The sequence below is a fragment of the Acinetobacter sp. BWR-L5 genome, assembly GCF_039655985.1.
Lineage (GTDB): Bacteria > Pseudomonadota > Gammaproteobacteria > Pseudomonadales > Moraxellaceae > Acinetobacter > Acinetobacter johnsonii.
This window is the reverse complement of sequence record NZ_JAGFEV010000010.1, coordinates 1-22,468: the sequence shown is the minus strand read 5'-3', so window position 1 is coordinate 22,468 and position 22,468 is coordinate 1. Positions and strand designations below refer to the sequence as shown.

22 protein-coding genes and 1 pseudogene are annotated in these 22,468 nt (G+C 37.0%); 18 read left to right on the top strand and 5 right to left on the bottom strand.

Annotated features, from left to right (window positions below; all coding sequences use genetic code 11):
• The first annotated feature begins 402 nt into the window (after positions 1-402).
• From JZ787_RS15505 to JZ787_RS15495, 3 genes are read left to right on the top strand one after another with little or no spacing between them, the layout of a single operon-like run.
• A complete protein-coding gene (locus JZ787_RS15505; protein ID WP_062035400.1) occupies positions 403-1,236 on the top strand; it encodes an energy transducer TonB in 834 nt (277 codons plus the stop codon).
• A gap of 31 nt (positions 1,237-1,267) precedes the next feature.
• Complete coding sequence (locus tag JZ787_RS15500; protein WP_346312775.1) at positions 1,268-2,002, top strand: MotA/TolQ/ExbB proton channel family protein; 735 nt, start codon at positions 1,268-1,270, stop codon at positions 2,000-2,002.
• The gene (locus JZ787_RS15495; protein WP_062035397.1) at positions 2,003-2,407 is read left to right on the top strand and encodes a biopolymer transporter ExbD; all 405 of its coding nucleotides are present in this window, start codon (positions 2,003-2,005) and stop codon (positions 2,405-2,407) included. It begins immediately after the preceding gene.
• Positions 2,408-2,669: 262 nt separating this feature from the next.
• On the opposite strand, the gene JZ787_RS15490 is transcribed toward JZ787_RS15495, so the two are convergent.
• Both JZ787_RS15490 and JZ787_RS15485 read right to left on the bottom strand, forming a co-directional pair.
• On the bottom strand, positions 2,670-3,833 hold the full coding sequence (locus JZ787_RS15490; RefSeq protein WP_346312774.1) for a hypothetical protein: 1,164 nt from the start codon (positions 3,831-3,833) through the stop codon (positions 2,670-2,672).
• A gap of 232 nt (positions 3,834-4,065) precedes the next feature.
• A pseudogene (locus JZ787_RS15485) lies at positions 4,066-5,010 on the bottom strand (LysR family transcriptional regulator).
• 89 nt (positions 5,011-5,099) lie between these two features.
• On the opposite strand from JZ787_RS15485, the gene JZ787_RS15480 reads away from it, so the two are divergent.
• The 9 genes from JZ787_RS15480 (at position 5,100) to JZ787_RS15440 (ending at position 12,676) form a co-directional block, all read left to right on the top strand.
• Entirely contained in the window at positions 5,100-5,741 is a 642-nt protein-coding gene (locus tag JZ787_RS15480) for an alanyl-tRNA editing protein (protein ID WP_346312773.1), read from the top strand.
• 1 nt (position 5,742) lies between these two features.
• Positions 5,743-6,378 carry a LysE family translocator gene (locus JZ787_RS15475; RefSeq protein WP_346312813.1) on the top strand — a complete coding sequence of 212 codons (636 nt, stop codon included), beginning with the start codon at positions 5,743-5,745 and terminating at the stop codon, positions 6,376-6,378.
• 267 nt (positions 6,379-6,645) lie between these two features.
• Positions 6,646-6,996 carry a hypothetical protein gene (locus JZ787_RS15470; protein ID WP_346312772.1) on the top strand — a complete coding sequence of 117 codons (351 nt, stop codon included), beginning with the start codon at positions 6,646-6,648 and terminating at the stop codon, positions 6,994-6,996.
• A gap of 75 nt (positions 6,997-7,071) precedes the next feature.
• A complete protein-coding gene (locus JZ787_RS15465) occupies positions 7,072-8,121 on the top strand; it encodes a linear amide C-N hydrolase (protein WP_346312771.1) in 1,050 nt (349 codons plus the stop codon).
• A 229-nt stretch (positions 8,122-8,350) separates the two neighbouring features.
• On the top strand, positions 8,351-8,974 hold the full coding sequence (gene umuD, locus JZ787_RS15460) for a translesion error-prone DNA polymerase V autoproteolytic subunit (protein ID WP_234951627.1): 624 nt from the start codon (positions 8,351-8,353) through the stop codon (positions 8,972-8,974).
• A gap of 20 nt (positions 8,975-8,994) precedes the next feature.
• Positions 8,995-10,290 carry a Y-family DNA polymerase gene (locus JZ787_RS15455; RefSeq protein ID WP_238952842.1) on the top strand — a complete coding sequence of 432 codons (1,296 nt, stop codon included), beginning with the start codon at positions 8,995-8,997 and terminating at the stop codon, positions 10,288-10,290.
• 63 nt (positions 10,291-10,353) lie between these two features.
• Positions 10,354-10,860, top strand: a complete 507-nt coding sequence (locus tag JZ787_RS15450; RefSeq protein WP_346312770.1) for an N-acetyltransferase — start codon at positions 10,354-10,356, stop codon at positions 10,858-10,860.
• Between the two features lie 210 nt (positions 10,861-11,070).
• Positions 11,071-11,424, top strand: a complete 354-nt coding sequence (locus tag JZ787_RS15445; RefSeq protein WP_238952844.1) for a hypothetical protein — start codon at positions 11,071-11,073, stop codon at positions 11,422-11,424.
• An 883-nt stretch (positions 11,425-12,307) separates the two neighbouring features.
• The gene (locus JZ787_RS15440) at positions 12,308-12,676 is read left to right on the top strand and encodes a hypothetical protein (RefSeq protein ID WP_346312769.1); all 369 of its coding nucleotides are present in this window, start codon (positions 12,308-12,310) and stop codon (positions 12,674-12,676) included.
• A 256-nt stretch (positions 12,677-12,932) separates the two neighbouring features.
• On the opposite strand, the gene JZ787_RS15435 is transcribed toward JZ787_RS15440, so the two are convergent.
• Positions 12,933-13,703 (bottom strand): TSUP family transporter, encoded by a 771-nt coding sequence (locus JZ787_RS15435; protein WP_346312768.1) that lies wholly within the window; start codon positions 13,701-13,703, stop codon positions 12,933-12,935.
• An 877-nt stretch (positions 13,704-14,580) separates the two neighbouring features.
• Between JZ787_RS15435 and JZ787_RS15430 the strand changes: the two genes are divergently transcribed.
• From JZ787_RS15430 to JZ787_RS15405, 6 genes are all read left to right on the top strand, one after another.
• Positions 14,581-15,114, top strand: coding sequence for a fimbrial protein (locus tag JZ787_RS15430; protein ID WP_218287622.1), 534 nt, complete (start codon positions 14,581-14,583; stop codon positions 15,112-15,114).
• A 125-nt stretch (positions 15,115-15,239) separates the two neighbouring features.
• A complete protein-coding gene (locus JZ787_RS15425) occupies positions 15,240-15,923 on the top strand; it encodes a fimbria/pilus periplasmic chaperone (protein ID WP_346312812.1) in 684 nt (227 codons plus the stop codon).
• A gap of 66 nt (positions 15,924-15,989) precedes the next feature.
• The gene (locus JZ787_RS15420) at positions 15,990-18,566 is read left to right on the top strand and encodes a fimbria/pilus outer membrane usher protein (protein WP_346312767.1); all 2,577 of its coding nucleotides are present in this window, start codon (positions 15,990-15,992) and stop codon (positions 18,564-18,566) included.
• Complete coding sequence (locus tag JZ787_RS15415) at positions 18,563-19,588, top strand: fimbrial protein (protein WP_346312766.1); 1,026 nt, start codon at positions 18,563-18,565, stop codon at positions 19,586-19,588. The genes JZ787_RS15420 and JZ787_RS15415 overlap by 4 nt, the downstream gene beginning before the upstream one ends.
• Before the next feature lie 113 nt (positions 19,589-19,701).
• Positions 19,702-19,989 (top strand): hypothetical protein, encoded by a 288-nt coding sequence (locus JZ787_RS15410; RefSeq protein ID WP_168159786.1) that lies wholly within the window; start codon positions 19,702-19,704, stop codon positions 19,987-19,989.
• 287 nt (positions 19,990-20,276) lie between these two features.
• A complete protein-coding gene (locus JZ787_RS15405; RefSeq protein ID WP_346312765.1) occupies positions 20,277-20,858 on the top strand; it encodes a helix-turn-helix domain-containing protein in 582 nt (193 codons plus the stop codon).
• 745 nt (positions 20,859-21,603) lie between these two features.
• Here JZ787_RS15405 and JZ787_RS15400 read toward each other — a convergent pair.
• Together JZ787_RS15400 and JZ787_RS15395 are read right to left on the bottom strand one after the other, a co-directional pair.
• On the bottom strand, positions 21,604-22,017 hold the full coding sequence (locus tag JZ787_RS15400; protein ID WP_148826247.1) for a hypothetical protein: 414 nt from the start codon (positions 22,015-22,017) through the stop codon (positions 21,604-21,606).
• Positions 22,010-22,195 (bottom strand): hypothetical protein, encoded by a 186-nt coding sequence (locus JZ787_RS15395; RefSeq protein ID WP_346312764.1) that lies wholly within the window; start codon positions 22,193-22,195, stop codon positions 22,010-22,012. Before JZ787_RS15395 ends, JZ787_RS15400 begins: the two co-directional genes overlap by 8 nt.
• Between the last annotated feature and the right edge of the window lie 273 nt (positions 22,196-22,468).

Sequence of the window (22,468 nt, the reverse complement as noted above, 5' to 3'; positions counted from 1 at the left end):
TAGCATAAGGCTGTTCTATCTATGGACAGCCTTATTGCATATAAATAGATATATTTATTAGAGATATTTAAATTACACACAGAGAAAAAATAGATATAACCAAAATAGATATCTCAAATATAAAATAAATTATCCATAATTACTCTAAGGTTTGATCTTTAATTATTCTTTTATCCCTTTTTATAAAAATACTAATCTAAAAAAGTTCTTTTTCTATTTTAGAAAAATCACTCATTATATTTCCAATCTCTCATTTAACTAAATTATTTCACGCATCTGTGAATTAATTAAAAACTTAGAATTGAAAGAATATTTCCTTATTCAAATTAAAGCAATTTAATTAATGAAATAAAAAATATTCTGCAATGCAAATTAAATCTTATTGAATGGTGCATTACTGATATGAGTGAAGTCAGTCGAAGTCCTTATAAAAAGGCAATTTTGTTTGAACAACTTCAAAATGTTCAGTCCAATGTATTTCATGCTGTAGATCCATTTGTTGCCCATTTGGCAAGTCCAGTCGCAGCAGAAAAACCTGTTCAAACCTATAAGATCTTTTGGGCGATTGGTGCTGTTCTGGCGTTACATTACGGCATTTTTTATCTTGCGGAGCATCTTCCAACACCGCCCTTAGTCGTGAAAAAGCCTGAACCAATCGCGATTGTAATTGAAAAACCCAAGGAAGAACCGCCTAAGGTAATTGAGCCTAAACTTAAACAGGAAATACAAAAACCGATTATTCCTCCTGTTTCAGCAAAGCCTCAACCTGTACAAAAACCAGTAGTTGAAAAATCCATTCAAAAGCCTGTCGAGCAGAAGCCAATTGAGCAGCCTAGACCAGTCGCTAAATCCGTTGCTCAACCAGTACCACAGACTGAGCCTACAGAAAACGTCACACCGACCCCAAAAGTCGCTGAACCTGTGACTAAGCCTGCACAAGAAAACTTGCCCGTGACAGCAGCTAAAGGTTATGCCGGTTACCTGAGTAATCCTGCACCTGAATACCCAGAAGTAGCATTAGACCGTGGTTGGGAAGGTGTTGTGATGTTACGTGTGAAAGTCTCACCCACAGGCAGTCCATTGGAAATCAACCTGAAAAATAGTAGCGGCAAAAAAGCACTGGATGATGCAGCAGTAAAAACTGTGAAGCGTTGGAAATTTTCACCTGCACTGCGTGGCAATACGCCAGTAGACGGTTGGGTCGATGTTCCGATTCACTTCAAATTACCCAATTAAACTGTAAAATTTTATCTTAGGAAAACTCAATATGTCTGATATTAATACGATTATTCATGATGCAACCATTTGGTTATTGATCGGTTTTTCGATCGTAACGTGGGTTTTAATTGTGGTGAAGGCCGTACAAACCTCAAAAGCCACTAAACAAAGTAAGCTGTTTGTCGACAGTTTTTGGTCAGCCCAGAACTTGGCAGATGCAATTGGTCAGTCTGAAGATGCGCAGGGACCAACAGCACGTATTGCCCAAACTGGTTTTAAAACCTTGACTGAAGCCAATGAAAAAACCCATCAAGACTTACAACAAACCTGGAGTCGTCAGGATTTGTTAGAGCGACATTTACGCAAGCAAATTCTTGCCGAACGTCGTCAACTGGAAAAAGGTTCAGCTGTTCTTGCATCCATTGGGAATAATGCTCCATTTATTGGTTTGTTTGGAACCGTGTTCGGAATTATTCATGCCTTACAGGCGATTGCACAATCTGGTAGTGCCAGTATGGATGTGGTTGCTGGTCCAATTGGCCAGGCACTGGTTGCAACAGGCATTGGTATTGCTGTGGCTGTGCCTGCTGTACTTGCCTATAACTATTTTGTACGTAAAGTAAAAGGCATTGGTGCAGATTTAGATGACTTTGCAACAGACTTTGTCAGCCTCACTCAAAAAGCAGGTTTCCAACTGCCAACCAAAACTCAAACTGTGCATGTTGCAGCAAAACCAGTGGCGACGCATCAGTTATCATCTCAAGAAAAGGAGGCTTTGGCTTAAATGGCAATTTCAACTTCTCAAGATGACGATGTCGTCAGTGACATTAACATTACCCCACTGGTCGATGTGATGTTGGTGTTATTGATCGTGTTTATCGTCACGGCGCCTTTATTAACCAATAGCGTAAAGGTCAACTTACCCAAAGCTGCACCGACACAATCTACTGATCAAAACAAAGCATTGGTGATTAGTGTAAAACCTAATGGCGCAATCTTTTTGGATAAAGACCCAGTCAAACTCGAAAATTTTGAGCAAGAAATCACACAGCGTAAAAATGCCAACAGCAAGTTAGCATTAAACCTAAATGCCGATGAAACTGTCCCTTATGGTACGGTGGCTAAACTTTTAGCCAGTATAGAACGTGTCGGTGTAGAGAAGTTATCAGTGATTACCGAACCGAAATAATCGATTACTCACTGAAATCCAAGGCATCTTCAACATTTCGGGCTGTATTGATCCTAATGTTGTAGGTGTCTTTTTATTGGACGTAAAAATTCTGGCTTGCAACATTACTCTATACTTCGCCATTTGCCATGCTAACGACATAAAAAGATCACAAAAACCTCAAATAAAAAAGCACCCTTCGAATTGGACATAATGATCCAACTTCTAGAGTGCATTTCGCTCTAGTACGGCTTATTCAGTTTAAGCCAATATATTAATAGACTTAGCGACTCACTCTCTGAATAGCCTCATCATAGGTCGCACTTGGTTTGTATTGGTTTGCTAGTTGATAATGTTGTTTAGCTTGAGCATAGTCCTGATTATTCTCATAAATTTTACCAATGTTGTAATGTGAATACGCTCTGGTATTGTCATTAGACGCTAAGGCAATCGCCTTTTGATTTGCCCATAACGCTTCAGATGAACGATTCAACTTTTGATAAGCAACAGCAAGATTACTATAGGTTTGTCCAACGTTTGGATTGTAATCAATAGATTGTTGATAAATCAGTGCAGCTTGTTCAAATTGATTGTTTTTATAGGCTTTATCCGCTTGCAAATTTAGTGCTTTAGCTCGTGCCTGTGCATTGGCTGAAACAGGAACATAGTGCAGCTGCGTCGCTTGGCTTTGGTAACTCGATACAGTTGAACCAACTTGGCTTGCCCCAATAGTTGTCCCCGAAATACGATTAATATCTTGGATTTCCCCCTCTGGACTAATGCGGAACACAGTCCATAAGTTCCCTGTCCGCCCGGTTGGAATATAATAAGAACGGATCAAAGACTCGCCTGCATAAACCATAACTTTAGCTTGGCTATTCGACAGGTTCGCAGTATTGGGTTGAGCACGATCTGAATAATCATGCACTGAATAAACATAATATTGCCCGTCTAAACGTTTATCGATAGTGACAGTTTCAGGGCCATAAGAGTCTGTATCGTCGACATCTAAATTGGCATCTTGCCCTTGTTTATTGTCCCAATAGACATGTTGATTTTTATAGCTTAAATGCGAGTCTAAATCTAAAGGACTCTGCCCCCAGTTTAAAACAATTCGCATACTGTTTAAGTCTTTCAATATAGGACTTAAAGCATAGGTCATGCCATCACAGGGACATTTTGCAACCAATGTTGAATAGCCTGATTTTTTGATAATCAATAAATTGTCTGCGCCATTCGCACTGCTACTGCTCACCGTTGCTCGGCCGTCTGCATTAGTTGAAGTTGATGCAGACTGTTCACCATTTTTTTGTAAAATGACTTGTGCATTCGCAATATTTTGATCTTTTATCGTTGCACTTAAAACATGAATATTGGTTGTATCTGCATAGCCCAAAGTAGGGATGCTTAAACCCAAAATAGAAGAATAAAGTAGATGTTTTTTCATTGCGTATCTCTTATTAAATTGCTTATTTCATTTTTAAAGTCTTTTCAACGCTAGGACTTAAACATTAAATCATTCAAATTATGCGGTACATTGGATGCATATACTATGGCTTAAATATCGACAGTCTGCTTAGGCTATTTAAAAGATGCATCATCAATGTTTACTCTTCATCACCTATCTAACTCAGCATTAGTCATGCTCTAAGCTCGTTGAAAGATGCCATCTTAATAAATTAAGCAAGCGTCTCTTCACTTTTTAGGACGGGTTCTAAACTCAGTTTCTGCGCAATAAACTGGATAAAGACCTCTATTTTCGGAGCTAAATAGCGTGTGGGTGGATATAATAACCAAGCATCTCCACTATAATAGGTCTTGAAATGCCAATCTGGTAATACTTGAATCAGTGCTTGGTTATTTAAAGCATGTCTCGCCATAAAATAAGGCAAACTTGCGACTCCCATATGCTTCAAAGCCGCATCAAGTCGGATACCAGTATGATTCGCCGAATATCGTCCTTTTACAGTCACACTGGTGGTTTTATTGCCTTTTTGGAATTTCCACTTTGAATCACTGACTTGTTCCCCCAAATAAATACATTGATGTTAGCTTAAATCACTCGGTTGCTGAGGTGTTCCATTCTTTTTTAAATACTTGGCTGTCGCCACTAAGACATGGTCAATGCGAATGAGCTGTCGGCCCTTTAAGCCTAACGGTGGTTCATTGGTAATGCGTATGGCCAAGTCAATTTCATCATCAATAAAGTCTATGAAACGATCTTCCAATAGCAGTTGAATATCTATTTGAGGATAAAGTTCAAGAAACTCGGGTATATGTGGATGAATCAGATAATGCCCTACGGCTTTCGGTACACTGATCCGAACGGTCCCACTCGGTTCAGTATTGAATTTGCCTGAATGCTCAATTACTGCTTGGGCAGCTCTAACCATCTCTAAACAATGATCATACGTTTGTTTTCCACTTTCACTTAAACGCAGTTTTCGCGTTGTTCTTTCAAGCAGCCTTGTTCCTAAAGCCCGTTCCAATCGACTAATGGCTTTACTCACTGCGGACGGCGTATTTCCAAGCTGTCGAGCCGTTTCTGAAAAACTGCCAGTCTCCACAACTTTGACAAAAATAGCCATTTCTTGGAGTAAAGCTATACTTTGATTTGTGCTCATGAGGAAAAAGTAATTTAATTTTTTACTAGATTATCATCAATAATTAGGCCTCATATAATCTTTTCTGTGAAATTTTGACAGAGATAATCATGACACAAGCTTTATATCTATCCGACATTACTCAAGCTGAGGTAGAAGTTTTACAGTGTGACCCCAGTGAAGATGGACGATTTGCCATTCAGCTTGCCCAAACACCGTTTCATCCGCAAGGTGGTGGTCAACCTAGTGATTTAGGTAAAATCAATGGTGTAGATGTGCTTCATGTCGCTATGCAAGATGATCAAATTATTCATTATGCTAATCACGCGATTTCTTTAGGTCTGGCACAGGCTCAAGTTGACCTCAACCGACGCCACTATCACAGTCGTCTACACTCAGCAGGCCACTTAATCGGGCATGTGATGCAAGCCTTTGGTTGGCAACCCACCAAAGCACAGCACTGGCCAGACGAATGCAAAGTCCAATTTGTCAAACAAGACCATTCTGAAGACCAAGATTTAGAAACTTTACAGCACCTATGTAATCAATATATTTCTAGCCAACTCGTCAGACTGACCCAACAAAATGCTGATGGCTACCGTGAAGTCATTTTTGGGAATTTACCTGCATTTGCTTGTGGTGGAACCCATGTCCAAAATTTATCTGAAATTGGGACGCTCGAAATTACAGGCTATAAACTTAAAAAAGATAAGTTAACCGTGAGTTATAGCGTTTCGGATGAGCATCAATAATATGTGGATGCAATATAGTTCAGAATTTTTAGCTTTGGCTTTGGTGCATTTTCTTGCGGTCCTTTTACCCGGCCCTGACTTCGCCATTACAGTTAGAAATAGCGTGCGCTATGGCTATGCAATTGGCTGCATCACGGCTATTGGCATTGGTATAGGAATTTCAGTTCATGTTTTATATACCCTTGTAGGCTTGGGCATTATTATTCAACAAAGTCCGTGGTTCATGCTTATTTTAAGAATCGCAGGCGCACTATATTTAATTTATTTAGGTTGGAGTTTATTACGTGCTCCCTCTGTCAATATCGACCCCTCAATTGAAGAAACTGCCAATATACCTTTGAGTCAAAGCAAAGCCTTTATAACGGGCTTTATGACCAATGCACTCAATCCCAAAGCGACTATTTTTTTTCTAGCTATATTTACCACACTCGTCAGCCCAACAACTCCGATGAAAGTACAATTTGCTTATGGGATATGGATGTGTAGCATCAATGCACTTTGGTTCATGCTAGTTGCTGTTTTGTTTTCTCGACCCGTCGTTCGACAGCAATTTTTAAAGATGGGAAAACAGTTTGAGCGATTGATGGGCCTCATATTAATTGCTCTGGCGCTGAATCTGTTATTTACCCATTTATGATGTTTCATAGCACCAGCAACTGTGAATTATTCAGAATATCGGCAGCGCCGATATTCTGAATAAGTACCTAAAAATATGAGTAGCATATTTAAATCATAAAATGTGCAATCATTTCATTAAATCTGGCTGTACATTGGTTTCTATTTATCTTCTGAAGATATCTTTTCGACTCACCCGACATTAAAATAAAACTGTGCTAAAAATGTTCAAATAAGCCATACTCTATTTTTATATCATGTGGTAAAAATATATAAAAAAGGGAATGACATGAAAATAAAAATATATTCATTACTTTCAATCGGTATTTTTATGAGCCAAAGCACTCAGGCTAAACGCTTTATAGAAGGCTTGCACGGCGCGTTAAAACTGAACCCGAACATGTATGCCTTTGGTGCAGATTTAGACAACACAATAAGCCAAAAAAACTTGAATTTTTTTGCTGACTGGAAAACAGCTGCAACCTCTCAAGAAAAACATGCATTGTCCCTACCTATTGCTTTAAATACCCAATTAGATCAAACCAGTTATAGAATTTACAATCAAGCGTATCTATCTCCTGAGACTACACAACTCAACGCGATCCAAAATAAATCTCGGAATAGGTTATCGTTATTTTGAACACAATTATAAAGCGAACAATTTTTATTAAGACATTTAACACCACAGTTACCTATTTTCTAAGAGAGCATGATAATGAACAATGTATTAAAAAAAGTATTATTTGCCGCAGGAATATTTGTGGTAGCAGAAGCTGCTATGGCATGTACTCGTGTGGTTTATCTAGGCAATAATGACGTCATGACAGCACGTTCGATGGACTGGAAAAGCGATATTGGAACCAACTTGTGGATTTTACCCAATAGTGTCAAACGTAATGGTATGGCGGGGCCAAAATCGATTCAATGGACATCAAAATACGGCAGTGTGGTTGCAACGGGTTATGACATCTCCACTACCGACGGCGTCAATGAAAAAGGGCTAATGGCAAACTTACTGTGGTTGGTTGAATCTGAATATCCAAATGTGAAAACCTCTAAAAAGCCAACTTTGGGCATTTCACTGTGGGCGCAATACGTCTTAGATAATTATGCCACAGTGAACGAGGCCATTCAGGCATTGGAAAAAGAACCTTTCACGGTGGTGACCGACCAAGTCCCCGGTGAAAAACGGTTAGCGACACTGCATTTATCTATTTCAGATGCCACAGGCGACAGTGCCATCATTGAATATATTGGCGGAAAACAAGTGATTCACCACAGTCGCCAGTACCAAGTCATGACCAACTCACCAATCTTTGATCAGCAGTTGGCGCTAAATGCTTATTGGAAGCAAATTGGTGGAACAACCATGCTCCCGGGTACAAACCGCGCGGCAGATCGTTTTGCGAGAGCATCTTTTTATATCAATACCATCCCAAAAAATGCGAATTATAAACACTCATTAGCGAGTGTTTTTGGTGTCATTCGCAATGCGTCCGTACCCTTTGGATTGAACACTGAAGAAGAACCAAATATTTCCTCAACCCGTTGGCGTACAGTGGTCGACCATAAACGTGGTTTATATTTCTTTGAATCTGCTGTTTCACCCAATGTGTTTTGGGTGGATTTAAAGGAAATTAACTTTAAAGATGGTCAAACCAAGAAGTTAGAACTTGGCCCAGACCAAGCGATGACGTATGCAGGCAAAGCCAATGCATCCTTTAAAGTCACCAAACCTTTTGAGTTTTTAGGAACTAATCCCTAAGTTTTCAGTTAGATCATCGGCTTAACAATATAATCAGCACTAATAATAGCCCTGATCAAAGGGTTATTTATCACCCAAAAGAAAGTTTCTTATTTTTCTTATCCGCGACCAAAATTGACGGAGCATTGTTTATTCAGCATTTTTAAATTTGAGTTTTCACCCACATCAGCATATTCTAAACAGACAGATTTCACTTCCAAACACGCCTTGTAGCGTAGGAGTATTCACCATGTCAAAGAAGTTACCCATCTACTTCTCGGACGACGCATGGTCGTCTTTACAAGATCTCATGGGGCCAGAAGGTAAACCCAGTCCCACTATCAATAGCATGCTCGAACAAATTGCGCAGCAAGCTGAACTTGCGGATCAACTTGGGCTGACTCCTGTTCTACCTCAGTCCAAAGTCTCTATTCCTGTTTCTTTAGAACGCATTCCAGCAGGCCCAGCGTTCAGCACTAAAGATGAGCAAGGCAAAGCCATCGATCTCAATGAGTTTTTAATACAAAACCCCATTTCAACGTTCATCGCTCATGTAGACAGTGAGTCAATGTTGGGCGTAGGTCTTGAAGTAAATGACCCGATTATTATTGATCGGAGTATTGAAGCCAAACACTACGACATTGTAGTGGCTTTAATTGATAATAAAGACTCCACGATTAAAAGACTAATGATGACAAACAAAATGTCAAAGTCGGATATCAAAGACATTTTTGGAGATGAAAACTACCCTTTGCCTCAACTTTGGCTAAAAGCTGAAAACCCCGAGTATGAACATATTATTCCTACAGAAAATCAAACCTTTGTCATTTGGGGAGTGGTGACGTTTAACTTAAAACGTCTGTACCACCGTTAAGAATAATAAGAAGAAGCAATATGAAAAATGAAACTGAAATATTCGCGCTCGTTGACGTGAATAATTGCTATGTCTCGTGTGAACGCGTATTTAATCCAAAGCTCAATGACCGCCCTGTGATTGTGTTAAGTAATAATGATGGTTGTGTGGTTGCTCGAAGCCAAGAAGCCAAGGATCTCAGAATTGGTATGGCTGTCCCTTTTTTTCAAATTCAAGAACTTGTCCAGCAGCATAATATTCAAGTGTTTTCGAGTAACTATGCTTTATATGGGGAAATGTCTCGCCGCTTCATGCAGTTATTGGGACAATATGTGGCAGCCGATGAACAAGAGATCTATTCCATTGATGAATGTTTTTTAAAGCTAACGGCTTATGATCATTTATTTAACCTCACTGACTATGCCAAAGACATGAAAGACAAGGCATGGCAGTGGCTTGGTCTTCCCTGCTGTATTGGAATTGGTCGTTCAAAAACAGAAGCCAAAATAGCCAATCATCTGGCCAAGAAAAATAAGGCGTTGAATGGCGTGTGCAATTTGGCACACATGGACCCATGTACTGCTGAATACATGCTTGCAGATGTGGAGGTCGGTGAAGTCTGGGGCGTCGGTCGACAGAACTGCAAAAAGCTGAACGCGATGGGTATTTATACGGTTTTAGATTTGATCGAATCCAAGCCGAGTGAAATTAAAAAGCACTTTAGTATTGTCATGGAAAAGACCGTCCGTGAACTTCAAGGGATGTCTTGCATCAATATTGAAAGTGATGAGGTTGCGCATAGGCAAATTATTAGTAGTCGCTCATATGGTCAAGCTGTGTATGAAATTGATGACATCAAAGCCTCTGTACGCTTATATGTTGCCAGTGCAGTTAAACGCTTACGTCATGATGGCTCTATTTGTAAAATGATTGGGGTGTATATTCAAACAGGTCGTTTTAGTCAAAGTGAACGTTACTCGCCCTATACCATTGTGCATATGCATGAACATACCGATGATTTACTTGAAATTACACAGGCGGCCATGAAAGGCATTGACCAAATTTTCAAGTCAGGGTTTAAATACAAAAAGGCGGGCATCGTCCTTTTGGAAATTATGGATAAATCTAAATTTGTGCATGATCTTTTTACCGACTATAGCCATAAAAATGACCGTGAAGAACTCTCCAATACAATGGATGCCATTGCTGAACGTTTTGGTAAAAATATGATTTCTTTAGGGGTTTGCCATGAGAAAAAAGAACCTTGGCAAATGAATCAGTGCAATCGCTCTCCTGCCTATTTAAGCAACTGGTCGGAGCTCTTTAGAGTGGGTTGAAATCGTGTCTTCATAAAAGTAGTGTCACTTTCAACTAAGCGAATACGCATAAGGATTTTTTGAATGAACATCACGATTCGAGACGAACAGCCAGAAGATATTGAAGGCATTGAGACATTGACTCGCACTGCATTTTTAAATGCAGAACATACCAGCCATACGGAACAATTCATTGTGAACAGCCTCCGAAAAAGTGGTCAACTCACGATTTCTTTGGTTGCTGTTGAAGATGATTCAATTATCGGTCATGTCGCCATTTCACCTGTATCTATCTCGACAGGTACAACAGGTTGGTATGGCCTAGGCCCAATTTCTGTCTACCCAACTAAACAAGGTTTGGGCATTGGGTCACAGCTGATGCAGGCATCCCTTGAAAAATTAAAACAACTGGGTGCCAAAGGCTGTGTTCTATTAGGGGATCCAAATTATTATCATCGCTTTGGGTTTCGACCTTATCTAGAGTTGGTTTTACCTAGCGTTCCTAGCGAATACTTTCAATCCCTTAGTTTCAATGGAGAAATACCTCAGGGCGTTGTCAGTTATCATGACGCATTTAATGCCACTGAATAAATTGAACTTTTAAATATCAATTTACTCTGTTGTGTAAAGTTTGAATGAGCACTTTAAACCGTATTTTGAATTCATTTAAGGTGAATAAAAGTACGTTTATACAGCATAAAGCTCCATTTATGTAAGGCGAATGTAAAGCAAACTTTTAAACTTAAGGTATAACAAATAGTATATACGGACTTATGATTTATATATAAAAAGGTCAGTTTTATGAAAAATATTTTAGGTGCAACACTCATTACTTTAGCCTTAGTGGGCTGTACTTCTGCACCAACGGGAAAAGTCACCCAAGAAAATACATCAGGCAGTAATACTGCAGAAACACAAGTGATTCACTTCACCGGCCCAATGGATTTAACCATTGAACTGAAGTCATCTGATAATTTTGAAACAGCGATGATGACGGATAACTCAGATCGAACATTCATGCTGAAAAGTGCACCAGCCGCAAGCGGTATGTTTATGACGGACGGCAAAGGTGTTTCTATTCATATCAAAGGAAGTGAAGGCATTGTTGAGTTTGTCAAAGATAAGCCGATCCAGATTACTGAGTTTAAGAAATAAAGATAAAGTGTATTAAATTTAACAGCTTTAAAACCGAAATTGACTCAATAGATTTTTAAATACACCATAGCCCACTTTTAACGTGGGCTATGTAAATAGCCTTCTCGTAGTACTTGATATGAATCTCCCTTACACTAAGCATCACTCTGATTGAATATCAGCCAGAAAATCTGCAAAAAACTCCTTCACTTATAGTATCTAAATAAGTAAATGCCTAGCATATATTACCTTTTAAACTTATAAACAAGATCCAATCCACTAGCACTTAGCTCACTCTCTCCAGAAATTCGAGTTTAAGCCTCTACTAAAATCACATAAATCGCCCCCAATAAGCCTATTTAACATTATAGACAGTAGTTCAGATCCAGTAATAAAATAAGACTCCTCCTCTAATGAAATCCATTACCTCGATCAAACGAGATCCACATACCTTGCACACAATCCAGTTTCCATTCAAATAGTATTGGTCATTTTTGATATTTAAACTGCTGCAAAGCCTTTAACTCAAACAGCTATCCATAATTATCGGATATATTCTACACAATAGTTTTTTTTAAATCCTAGAACGTATTAGCCTGTAGACTAAATACCAATAGCAAGCTGAATTTTGTCCAAAATTTAGCTACATTCTCCCCGACCGTGAATAGAAAAATTTGCAAGCTTGTAAAACATTTCTATAGATGATAGTCATCCTATATAGATACTGACTTTTGCCCAATTCTAGTTTCAAACTAAATATCAGCAGTGTGGATAAGATAATCCAAAAAACACACTAAAAAATAATGGTGTTCTAAGCTTTTAAGCGTCTTCATCCTTTAGAAATACTACCCTATTTGTGTAGTTTTATTTTAAAATAGGCAACTTTTAAAATTGGACAAACTTAATGAAAAGAAGCATGTTTTTAGCTGTGTATGGGATCATTCTTACCACAACAATCTCGACATCGACACTTTCTTTAGCTCAACCCCAGCTATATCCATTAGAAAAACCAAGTTCGGTGGTGAACTCAACTCCACAGCCATTTGATTTTTTTAAGTCTGCCAAACAGCAAGAATTAAATTCAATACAACAACATGAAAACGATTTATTCAAAACACAGGAAGACCGTAGACATACCGCAAATATGAGCTCATTTGAAAGGTCACATTATTACTTAATCAATCATGATACTGGTGCATTGAACTTAGAAGAAAATGCAAATCGAAATAAAGCGTTAATAAATGCTCAAAGAGAAAAAACACTTCAGAGATGATGATTTCAGATTTGCTAAGCTTCATTTGGAGATTCAAAAGCTTTAAAATTCATAAGAAGTAACTACTCTATTTTTGAAACCTTTTTTTGTCTTTTTCTCTATATGTAAACAGCATCTATCACAAATAAACAAGGTAGGGCCCGTTATCGGCTCACTCATATATTGCTCCTATTGTATTATTAGGTTTATTATTTTCAGCCATGTTTTTGTGATAATCGCTTAGAACTTTAAAACATGACCGTTCAAAAGTATGGCCTTATGAAACAAAAATAGACATCCCCATTCGCCCGATCAGAAAGACCAGTAATATCAGGAAAAATATTCGAATAAAACCACTTCCATAACGTAAAGCCAAAAATGAACCTAAAATAGATCCTGCGATATTACATACAGCCACAATCACACCGATGTTCCATAAAACATGACCAGCAGGGATAAAAAACAAGAGAGACGCACTGAATGTTCCTAAATTGACCAGTTTGGCGGAAGCTGAAGCATTTAAGAAATCAAATCCAAAACATTTAACAAATAAGAAAAGTAAAAAGCTTCCACTACCAGGGCCAAAGACTCCATCATAAAACCCAATGAGTGCACCAAAGAATATACCCAATAAAATTTCTCTTTTACTGCATTGAATATAGCTATGAATTTTTCCTAAATCTTTCTTAATAAAGGTATAAATGGCCATAACTACCAATAGAAAGAAAACAATATATTTCATTAACTCTTTGGGAATAAATGAAACAGACATCGCTCCTAAAAATGCAAAAATAAATGCAGAAATCATGGTGGGTAACATTAATACCCATACAATTTTTATTCTTTTTATATAGGTAAAAATAGAGGACAGTGTTCCTGCCAGAACAGCAACTTTATTCGTTCCAAAAACCGTCGCCAAACTATACTGTGGTAGTGCATGTATAAGTGCAGGTAATTGGACCAATCCTCCACCACCAACAGCAGCATCAATTAAGCCTCCACAAAAAGCAAAAAAGCCTAATGCAATTAGAACATTTTCGATACCCATATGAGCTTAATCATTCCTTTGATATGTATGTAATAACGATTCTGCTAAAAATGGCCTATAAAAAGAAGTAAAATTCAGCCTTATACTTTTGGACAGACATCGGGGTGTTCCAAGCCATTCAGTAGCTTTTTGTAGATACACGTGTCAGCATCAATTGTTTTAGGATTGAAATGCCAATTTGCCTGATTTAAAGCGATTACCTTCTTATAAAATTCCGAATGTCTATACAAATGACAGTTGCATTTACACCCAAATATATAAAACAAATTGTATATTTTGAATATACGACCACTGATTATAGTGTTATAGAGTCCTACTCGATTTACAACAAACAACTGTCCATATATAAATAAGCAGTTTTTGACTAGGTGCAAATTGAACTCGTTTATCAATTTTTAGATTATGTTTATTTCAATTCAATTTCCTTTTTGATATCAACTCAACTTCACAAGTGATAGTCATCTCTTCAGATCACTCTCCTAATGACTAATCTCCGTAAACAGCCACACTTAAAAGTCGATGTTACGTAAGAATAGTTAGAAATTCGCTTAAATTTTAAGCTTTTAAAATTCAGTTTTTAGTTATTTCAATAAGAAATGTATAAATTTTTTATAAAAAAGTGTGACAAATATTAAGAATAAAAAGAACGAATATTTGACCTATATGAATATATAAAAACTGCTAAGTCACTATTATATTTAAGAAGATATTTATTGTAATTTTTTGTCAATATATATGCTTTTAATTCATCGTACAAATTAAACATATTTTAATTAATATGTGACATAGTTTGCATTTATATTTTAGTTTGTTATAGTTTGCGCACCAAAATGGTACATTATTAACAATTATCCACATCTTTTTTGGAAGATTTTAAATGAAAAGTATCGCAGTTATCGCAACTACAACTATATTAGCTATGAGTGCAGCAAATGCAGCAGATGGCACAATTACGATCAACGGATTAGTAACAGATAAAACATGTGACATCGTTACTCCCCAAGGTAAAGACTTCACTGTAACTTTACCTACCGTTTCTCGACAAACCCTTGCTAAAGTTGGTGACGTAGCTGGCCGTACTCCGTTCACCATTCAACTCGATAACTGTTCAGAAGGTAAGGTAGCTACTTATTTTGAACCAGGTGCTACTGTTGATTTCTCAACTGGCCGCCTAAATAACCAAGATGCTAGTGGTGCGAAAAACGTACAAGTTCAACTTTTAGGTTCAAATAATTTATTCATTCCATTAAAAGCTGCAGGTGCAAATGGTGCTCAAGAAAACTCTCAATGGGTTGATGTTGCTGACCAAGGTTCTGCAGACTTGAACTACTATGCTGAATACTATGCAACTGATGCTTCTACGGCAGGCAAAGTAACAACTTCTATTCAATATACAATTATTTATCAATAATTTATAGCGTATAGCTGAGAGCTTGTGCTGCTATTTGCATAAGCTCACTTGTTAAGATTTGTTTGAGAGAATATATCATGCACTTTAAGTCATCCCTTTTCAAAACTGCACTTTTAGCTTGTTTTATGCCATTTACTGCAACAAATGCCGAGATTATTATTCATGGCACACGTGTAATCTATCCTTCAGATGCTCGTGAAATCACTTTACAAGTGAGCAATAATGGTAACAAACCTGCACTTGTACAAGCTTGGATTGATGAAGGTGATGCGAAAAGTACTCCAGACCAATCTCAAGCCCCTTTTATGATTACTCCTCCAATTTCACGGGTAGATAGTCAACAAGGTCAAACTTTAAGAATTTCAGCTTTACCAAAAACTGCAAACTTATCTCAAACTCAAGAAACCTTGTATTGGTTGAATATTTTAGATATTCCTCCCAAACCTAGTGCAAAAACTACAAATGACGTACCAGATAATTTCTTACAATTAGCAATCCGCTCGCGCATTAAGTTTTTTTATCGCCCAAGTGAAATTAAAGGGGACTCTGGTGCTGCTCCCTCTAAACTTCAATGGACAGTACTAGGCGACCAACTTAAGGTAAAAAATCCTACGCCATTTCATATTACATTGACGTCTATCAATCAGAACAACGCGGGTCAGCGCACAGACTTAATTAAAGAAGGCTTAATGCTAAAACCTTTTTCTGAGGACAGTGTTAAGTTGAAAGGAGGCAACACCTCCAAAATGGTCTTCACCAGCATCAATGACTACGGTGGTCGTGTCGAATTGCCAATTCGCGTGCAATAACATTATTCAAAGATAAGTAAATTTACTCAAAAACACACCTATTTCAATTAATAGGCGGACAGTTTCATGCCAAAAAAACAACAAAGTCTTAAATGGGTTAAACATCACATTAGCTACTATATTGCGTTTGGTGTGATCACACTCAGTATGCCCGCACTTGTTCATGCATCTGAAACAGAAGATAAAGCAAATGTTGCAGAAGAAGCAGAATTTGACTCCGCTTTTTTAATGGGTGATGCCAAAAAAATTGATATTGACCGCTTTAAATTTGGTAATCCAATTTTACCTGGTGAATATAGCCTAGATGTTTATGTGAATGATAATTGGTTTGGTAAACATCGTATGGTATTTAAGGCTTTAGATAATAAAGAAAATGCCTTTACCTGTTTTACTCAAAAAAACTTAATTGAATATGGTGTTAAACCAGAGGCTTTAATTCAACAAAATGAAGCACTCAACATCAACCCTTGTCAAAAAATTGAACAATGGGTCGAGGATGCATATTACGAATTTGATCAATCGAAATTGAGAATAGATATTTCAATTCCTCAAATTGTGATGCAGAAAAATGCGCAAGGCTATGTCGATCCAAGCGTATGGGATCGAGGTATTAATGCGGCATTTCTTTCTTATAATGCCAGCGCATTTAAAACATTTGATCAAATGCAAGGACATCAAGAACGAACCACTGCATTTACTTCAATTAATGCGGGTGCCAATCTAGCAGGCTGGCAATTCCGCCACAATGGTCAGTGGCAATGGCGAGACCACGATCAAGATAATAACGATGCATCAACAAATAAACAAAGTAGTTATGATGCTGTTAGTACTTATGTTCAACGTGCATTCCCTAACTACAGAGCTGTCCTGACTTTAGGTGATAGCTATACTGATGGTGAAATTTTCGACTCATTTGGCTATCGCGGTGCTGATTTTTCTAGTGATGACCGTATGCTACCAAACAGCATGCTGGGTTACGCCCCACGTATTCGAGGAAATGCCAAAACACATGCAAAAGTGGAAGTACGCCAACAAGGTCAACTCATTTATCAAACAACTGTCGCACCGGGTAGTTTTGAAATTAATGACCTTTACCCAACAGGTTTCGGTGGTGAACTAGAAGTATCCATTTTAGAAGCTAACGGTGAAATTCAACACTTTAATGTACCTTATGCATCTGTAGTACAAATGCTCAGACCCGGTATGAGCCGTTATTCAATTACCACAGGACAATTCCGAGATAAAGAGATTGATCTTGATCCATGGATTATTCAGGCCAAATACCAACGAGGCATTAATAACTATATTACTGCTTTTACTGGTATACAAAGTGCAGAAGATTACCGAGCTGTGACTTTAGGTAGCGCTTTTTCAACTCCAATTGGTGCAGTTTCGCTAGACGTCACACACTCACAAGCAGATTTCAAAAAACGGGACAGTGAAACAGGACAAAGTTATCGATTAAGTTACAGTAAGCTCATTAATCCAACCAATACTAATTTAACATTAGCAGCTTACCGTTATTCTACCGAGAATTTTTACAAACTTCGTGATGCATTAATGATTCAAGACCTCGATGAAAAAGGCATCAGTTCAAGCCATGTTGGCAAACAGCGGAGTGAGTTTCAAATCACATTGAACCAAGGCTTGCCGAATAATTGGGGCAATTTTTATGCTACTGGCTCATGGAGTGATTACTGGAATCGTCAGGAGACAACACGGCAGTATCAAGTGGGTTACAGCAATACCTATAGTGCTTTAACCTACGGCCTATCCGCTACTAGACGTACTGTTGAAGACACGGCAACAAAGCTGATTACCAATGATACGGAATATATGCTGACCTTGTCACTGCCATGGTCATTCAAAAAGAATTCGGTCAATTTTAACTCCATTACCACTCGTGACAGCACAACGGTCGGAATGAGCGGCCTACTTGGTGACCGATTCAATTATGGGACTTCTATTACGGATACCTATGGTAATAACCCGAGTATGAACATGAATGCCCAATACCGTACCAATTTTACTACAGTGGGTGGCTCATATAGTATTTCTGATCAATATCAACAAGCTATGCTTTCTGCACGAGGCAATATTGTTGCACACACTAAAGGCGTTTTACTTGGTCCAGATCAAGGACAAACCATGGTCTTAGTCCATGCACCTGATGCAGCAGGAGCAAAAGTCAATAACGCAACAGGCCTTACAGTAAATAAGGCTGGCTATGCTGTCATTCCATATGTTACGCCTTACCGTTTAAATGATATCACGCTAGATCCACAGAACATGTCGTCAGATGTTGAACTTGAAGAAACCAGTCAACGTATTGCACCTTATGCAGGGGCGATTACTCAGGTTAGCTTTGCAACCAAAACAGGTAAAGCCATTTATATTCATGGGCTAACGTCTGACGGAAAAACGCTACCATTTGCAGCTGAGGCATATAATTCAGGCGGAGAGAATATCGGTATAGTCGCTCAAGGTAGCATGGTCTACATACGTACCAATAAAACAGCAGATACGATCACCGTAAAATGGGGTGATGACATCAGTGAGCAATGCCGTATTGAATACGATGTAAGTAAACAAACGTCAAATGAAAAATTAAACATGATTACCACAGAGGGTATTTGTCAATGAAACTTAAAATTGTAAATACACTAGTACTGTTGATTGGCACAGTTTCAATAAGCGAAGTTTATGCCGCTTGTACTCCAGAGAGAGGTTTTAAATCACAAGATGTAAGCATGGCTGTCGGACGTGTGGTTGTAAAACCAAGTGATGCTGTAGGCAGTGTTCTCAGAAAAGCAACCTTCCCTATTTATTCTAATAATTCAACAATAACTTGTGATCGATGGAGTTCGCCCTCAGATGTTAAGGCAATATTAACTCAACGTTATCCATTAAGTTCAGTCGGTAATTCAGTTTATAGTACCAATATTCCTGGCATCGGTATACGGTTATATCGTGAAGCCGAAGGTGCTTCAGGCTTCTCAGGCTATTATCCTTATAGCCGAAAACTTGAACGAGGTCGATCATACTCATTGGCTAATGGCTATTTTGTCGTCGAAATTATAAAAACAGCAGAAAACACTGGTTCAGGAACACTCGTGCCAGGCCGTTATAGTAGCTACCATATAGATGAATACCCCAACAACCCGATATTAACCAGTACTGTATACGGCAATGCCATTACAATCGCCTCTTCTTCATGTGAAATTCAAGGAAGTATTAATAAAGTAGTGCAATTACCCGTAGTCAATAAAGCTGATTTTAAAGGTATTGGATCTACCCAAGGCGAACAGGCTTTTGATCTCAATATTTTATGTAATGGTGGAAAAAACCCGACAGGATATGAAGAAAGTAATAAAATTAGCTTAAGTTTTGATTATACTTCTTTAGCAAATAGCAATAATCAAGTCCTTATGAACACAGCCCCAATTAGCACACGTGCAAAAGGTGTGGGTACACAAATCGTTTGGGATTATCAGAAGCAAAACAAAGTAATTTCTAAGGGTGATAAATTAACTCTTGGTACTCTAAGCTCAAACCAAACTCTCCAATACACTGTTCCAATGAAGGCGCGCTATTATCAAACCGAACAAACTGTATCACCAGGGACAGTCAGAGGAATGGCAACCGTCACAATAGAATACGATTAATAGAACTACATCACAATTTATAATTTTTTTTTATAAGTTCTGGGTTTTCTTGTTGTTTTTCATAATATAGGCATGTATTTTTTAACTAAGACATCTCAAAATGGGGAAAAGAGATGATGTTAAATAAGTATATACCTATTATTTGCACAGTTTTTTTATGGGGCGGCAGTGAGCTGAGTCATGCACAAAAAATTAATTTTCAAGGCTCTATTTCAGAATTCACCTGTAATTACAACAAACCAAATAAACTTTGTGAAGATATTCAGAAAACGATCGAAAGTATCAAATCCGAAAAGAGTTACCTGAGTAATGAAACTCCAAATAATTCAAATTCTGTTGCTAATATCACGACTAGTCATACAGACAAATCACATAAAGTGATTGTTTTAAGCTATCACTAATTTTTCAGAAGAGAGTAAACACTATACCCAGCCTATCATGCTAGGTTTACGCAGCTAATCTAAACAAACTTCAGATTATCTGCTACCTAGCTATAGATTTATTTTAGGCATGCGTGGTAATAATAAAAGCAACCACTATTTCGTTTAACAAATGTTAAAATTAATAATTAAAAACATGTTTTAAACACTGTTTTATTCATATATCTGTTTTCATCATATTTATTTAATACTTATTTAATTATAAAATACAAATCAGGACTTTATATTAATTATATTTTGAGGGCTACATGCGTATTTATGGATATTTCAGGGAAAATCCAAATAGATTAAAAAAATTACAGGATAGAATAAATTTAAATAAATTCGGTTATTCAATCCCATCAAATCGTTTGATTATCGAGAACGTGACAGTAGAAACCTCTGTTATTTATAGAGATAAATTTATGGCTCTTATTAACCTAACATTAGAAGAAGGAGACTTACTCATAGTCAAAAGCTTTGACTGTTTGGGAAAGGATTTTAAAGAAATATACAATAGCGTTCATAGGATCTATCAAAAAAATATAAATCTCATCTGTTTAGATTATTCTAAATCAGTAATAGAAGGAAGTGCAAAAGAAAGTTTTATTCATTTTTTAAAACTATGTTTCGATTTTGAAAATAATTTCATATTTGAATCAAAAATCAAACCTCTCAGCAAAAGTGTTAAAAAAGTTGGACGTCCTGAAAAATTAAATCTAAAACAACAAAAGGAAGTTAAAGATAAGTTTAAAAAAGGGTATAGCATTTACTCTATAGCAAAAGAGTACTCTGTCACTCGAACTGTTATAAATCGTATTTTAAAGAAGTCAGAAATAGAAGAAAATTAACATAAATTTCAAATAACGCCATTTAAAAACCTTATTTCTATATATTTTAAATATCAACAATCTCACTGATAAAATATATTTATTTAAACCATCAATTTTACAATAAAATTATTCTAATCTTAATTAAATGCGTTGAATAGTTTTATCTTGATTCACTTCTTTAATTTTGGAAATACGTAGTAGTCCACCTACTCTCTTTATCTCCTAGATTTACCATTGACACCTTCGACTGGTTAAAAAGAGCAATGTGCTCATAAATAATGATCGAATAACTTTTTAAAGGTGAATTTGAGTATAACCCATTGCTCTTCTGATTTTTAACTTTAAAATGTTTTTCCAGCATAATACTTGCATACTTTAATTATATTGCGTGTGTAAGAACTTTTTTCCATCAATTTGGATTTAATACTAAACTGTAATTGGCAAATATGTTCAGACTCGAACTGGAGACCTCTACGATGTCAAGATGAAGTCAAAACCCGACATAAGCCTTTAGAATATAACAATTTCATTACTTATTTTTGAGCGTATTTTAGTCACTTTCTTACCAAACTAGACCCAATAAAATCAATAATTTAGAGCATCATTTCTCTACAGCTTTTTTAGGCTTTTGCTTCAAATTGCTCATAGGAATTTTGTATTAAAATATGGCTTGTAGTCTTCGATTATTAGATATAAAAAACCGCCCTTTCAGGCGGTCATTTTCACTTCACTAAGTTGTACCTTTGATAAGGTACTATCTTAATTACTTTAAATATAAGTTTATTACACCAATAATAAAAAACCATAAAAATCCAAATATCCATTTTAAATTAGATATATATAACCAAGATTTATATTTTTTAAAAAATGTATCCATCTTTTCATCATTGATAGATGAAAATAAAATTGGAGGATTTGGAAATACCACTTTTCTCTTTAAAATAATTTTTTCTCGTAAAAAACCTATTTGTATAACAATAGGCAAGAAGCTGAGAACCATATAATTACCTAAATCAATCTTAGTAAAATAACTCTCATTATCAAATGATAATTTACATATTCTAGATAAGTTTCTTTTGATATATGTTCGTTCAATCAACATAGAGATTAAATAAAGAAATAAAAATAATATATTTAATATATTAATTACATTATAAAAAAATTGAGAATTACTCATAATATTCATTTACCTGATCTGCTATAAATGTTCCAGCTATATCACCACTAGATTTCCCTATTTCTCCACCAATGTAGCCTCCAGCTGCAACAGCTAAACCAATAACAATTAGCCCTACTCCTCCAGTACCAACTCCAATTATTAGACCAACTACCGTACCAGCAGCATATCCTCCCAATGATGCTCCACCGGCACTACCTGCAATCTTTAAAGGTTCTACAATACCCTTCTACTAAAGATTTCTTAGCACACATTTCTATTTTCTCAACATATAAAAAACCGCCATTAATGAACTGACCCCATAAAGTTGGACAGTTGGTTAAGCGGCTTGGACTGCCACCACTCTCCTAGACAAATATGGTCTATTCTTTTTGCATAGGAGAAAACATTATGAGTGGACAACGTTATACCCCAGAATTTAAAGATGAAGCTGTAAAATTGATTACTGATC

Bases quoted from the DNA above. Each gene is read 5' to 3' on its own strand.
- JZ787_RS15505 (WP_062035400.1), top strand. From the start codon at position 403: ATGAGTGAAGTCAGTCGAAGTCCTTATAAAAAGGCAATTTTGTTTGAA.
- JZ787_RS15500 (WP_346312775.1), top strand. From the start codon at position 1,268: ATGTCTGATATTAATACGATTATTCATGATGCAACCATTTGGTTATTG.
- JZ787_RS15495 (WP_062035397.1), top strand. From the start codon at position 2,003: ATGGCAATTTCAACTTCTCAAGATGACGATGTCGTCAGTGACATTAAC.
- JZ787_RS15490 (WP_346312774.1), bottom strand. From the start codon at position 3,833: ATGAAAAAACATCTACTTTATTCTTCTATTTTGGGTTTAAGCATCCCT.
- JZ787_RS15480 (WP_346312773.1), top strand. From the start codon at position 5,100: ATGACACAAGCTTTATATCTATCCGACATTACTCAAGCTGAGGTAGAA.
- JZ787_RS15475 (WP_346312813.1), top strand. From the start codon at position 5,743: ATGTGGATGCAATATAGTTCAGAATTTTTAGCTTTGGCTTTGGTGCAT.
- JZ787_RS15470 (WP_346312772.1), top strand. From the start codon at position 6,646: ATGAAAATAAAAATATATTCATTACTTTCAATCGGTATTTTTATGAGC.
- JZ787_RS15465 (WP_346312771.1), top strand. From the start codon at position 7,072: ATGAACAATGTATTAAAAAAAGTATTATTTGCCGCAGGAATATTTGTG.
- umuD (WP_234951627.1), top strand. From the start codon at position 8,351: ATGTCAAAGAAGTTACCCATCTACTTCTCGGACGACGCATGGTCGTCT.
- JZ787_RS15455 (WP_238952842.1), top strand. From the start codon at position 8,995: ATGAAAAATGAAACTGAAATATTCGCGCTCGTTGACGTGAATAATTGC.
- JZ787_RS15450 (WP_346312770.1), top strand. From the start codon at position 10,354: ATGAACATCACGATTCGAGACGAACAGCCAGAAGATATTGAAGGCATT.
- JZ787_RS15445 (WP_238952844.1), top strand. From the start codon at position 11,071: ATGAAAAATATTTTAGGTGCAACACTCATTACTTTAGCCTTAGTGGGC.
- JZ787_RS15440 (WP_346312769.1), top strand. From the start codon at position 12,308: ATGAAAAGAAGCATGTTTTTAGCTGTGTATGGGATCATTCTTACCACA.
- JZ787_RS15435 (WP_346312768.1), bottom strand. From the start codon at position 13,703: ATGGGTATCGAAAATGTTCTAATTGCATTAGGCTTTTTTGCTTTTTGT.
- JZ787_RS15430 (WP_218287622.1), top strand. From the start codon at position 14,581: ATGAAAAGTATCGCAGTTATCGCAACTACAACTATATTAGCTATGAGT.
- JZ787_RS15425 (WP_346312812.1), top strand. From the start codon at position 15,240: ATGCCATTTACTGCAACAAATGCCGAGATTATTATTCATGGCACACGT.
- JZ787_RS15420 (WP_346312767.1), top strand. From the start codon at position 15,990: ATGCCAAAAAAACAACAAAGTCTTAAATGGGTTAAACATCACATTAGC.
- JZ787_RS15415 (WP_346312766.1), top strand. From the start codon at position 18,563: ATGAAACTTAAAATTGTAAATACACTAGTACTGTTGATTGGCACAGTT.
- JZ787_RS15410 (WP_168159786.1), top strand. From the start codon at position 19,702: ATGATGTTAAATAAGTATATACCTATTATTTGCACAGTTTTTTTATGG.
- JZ787_RS15405 (WP_346312765.1), top strand. From the start codon at position 20,277: ATGCGTATTTATGGATATTTCAGGGAAAATCCAAATAGATTAAAAAAA.
- JZ787_RS15400 (WP_148826247.1), bottom strand. From the start codon at position 22,017: ATGAGTAATTCTCAATTTTTTTATAATGTAATTAATATATTAAATATA.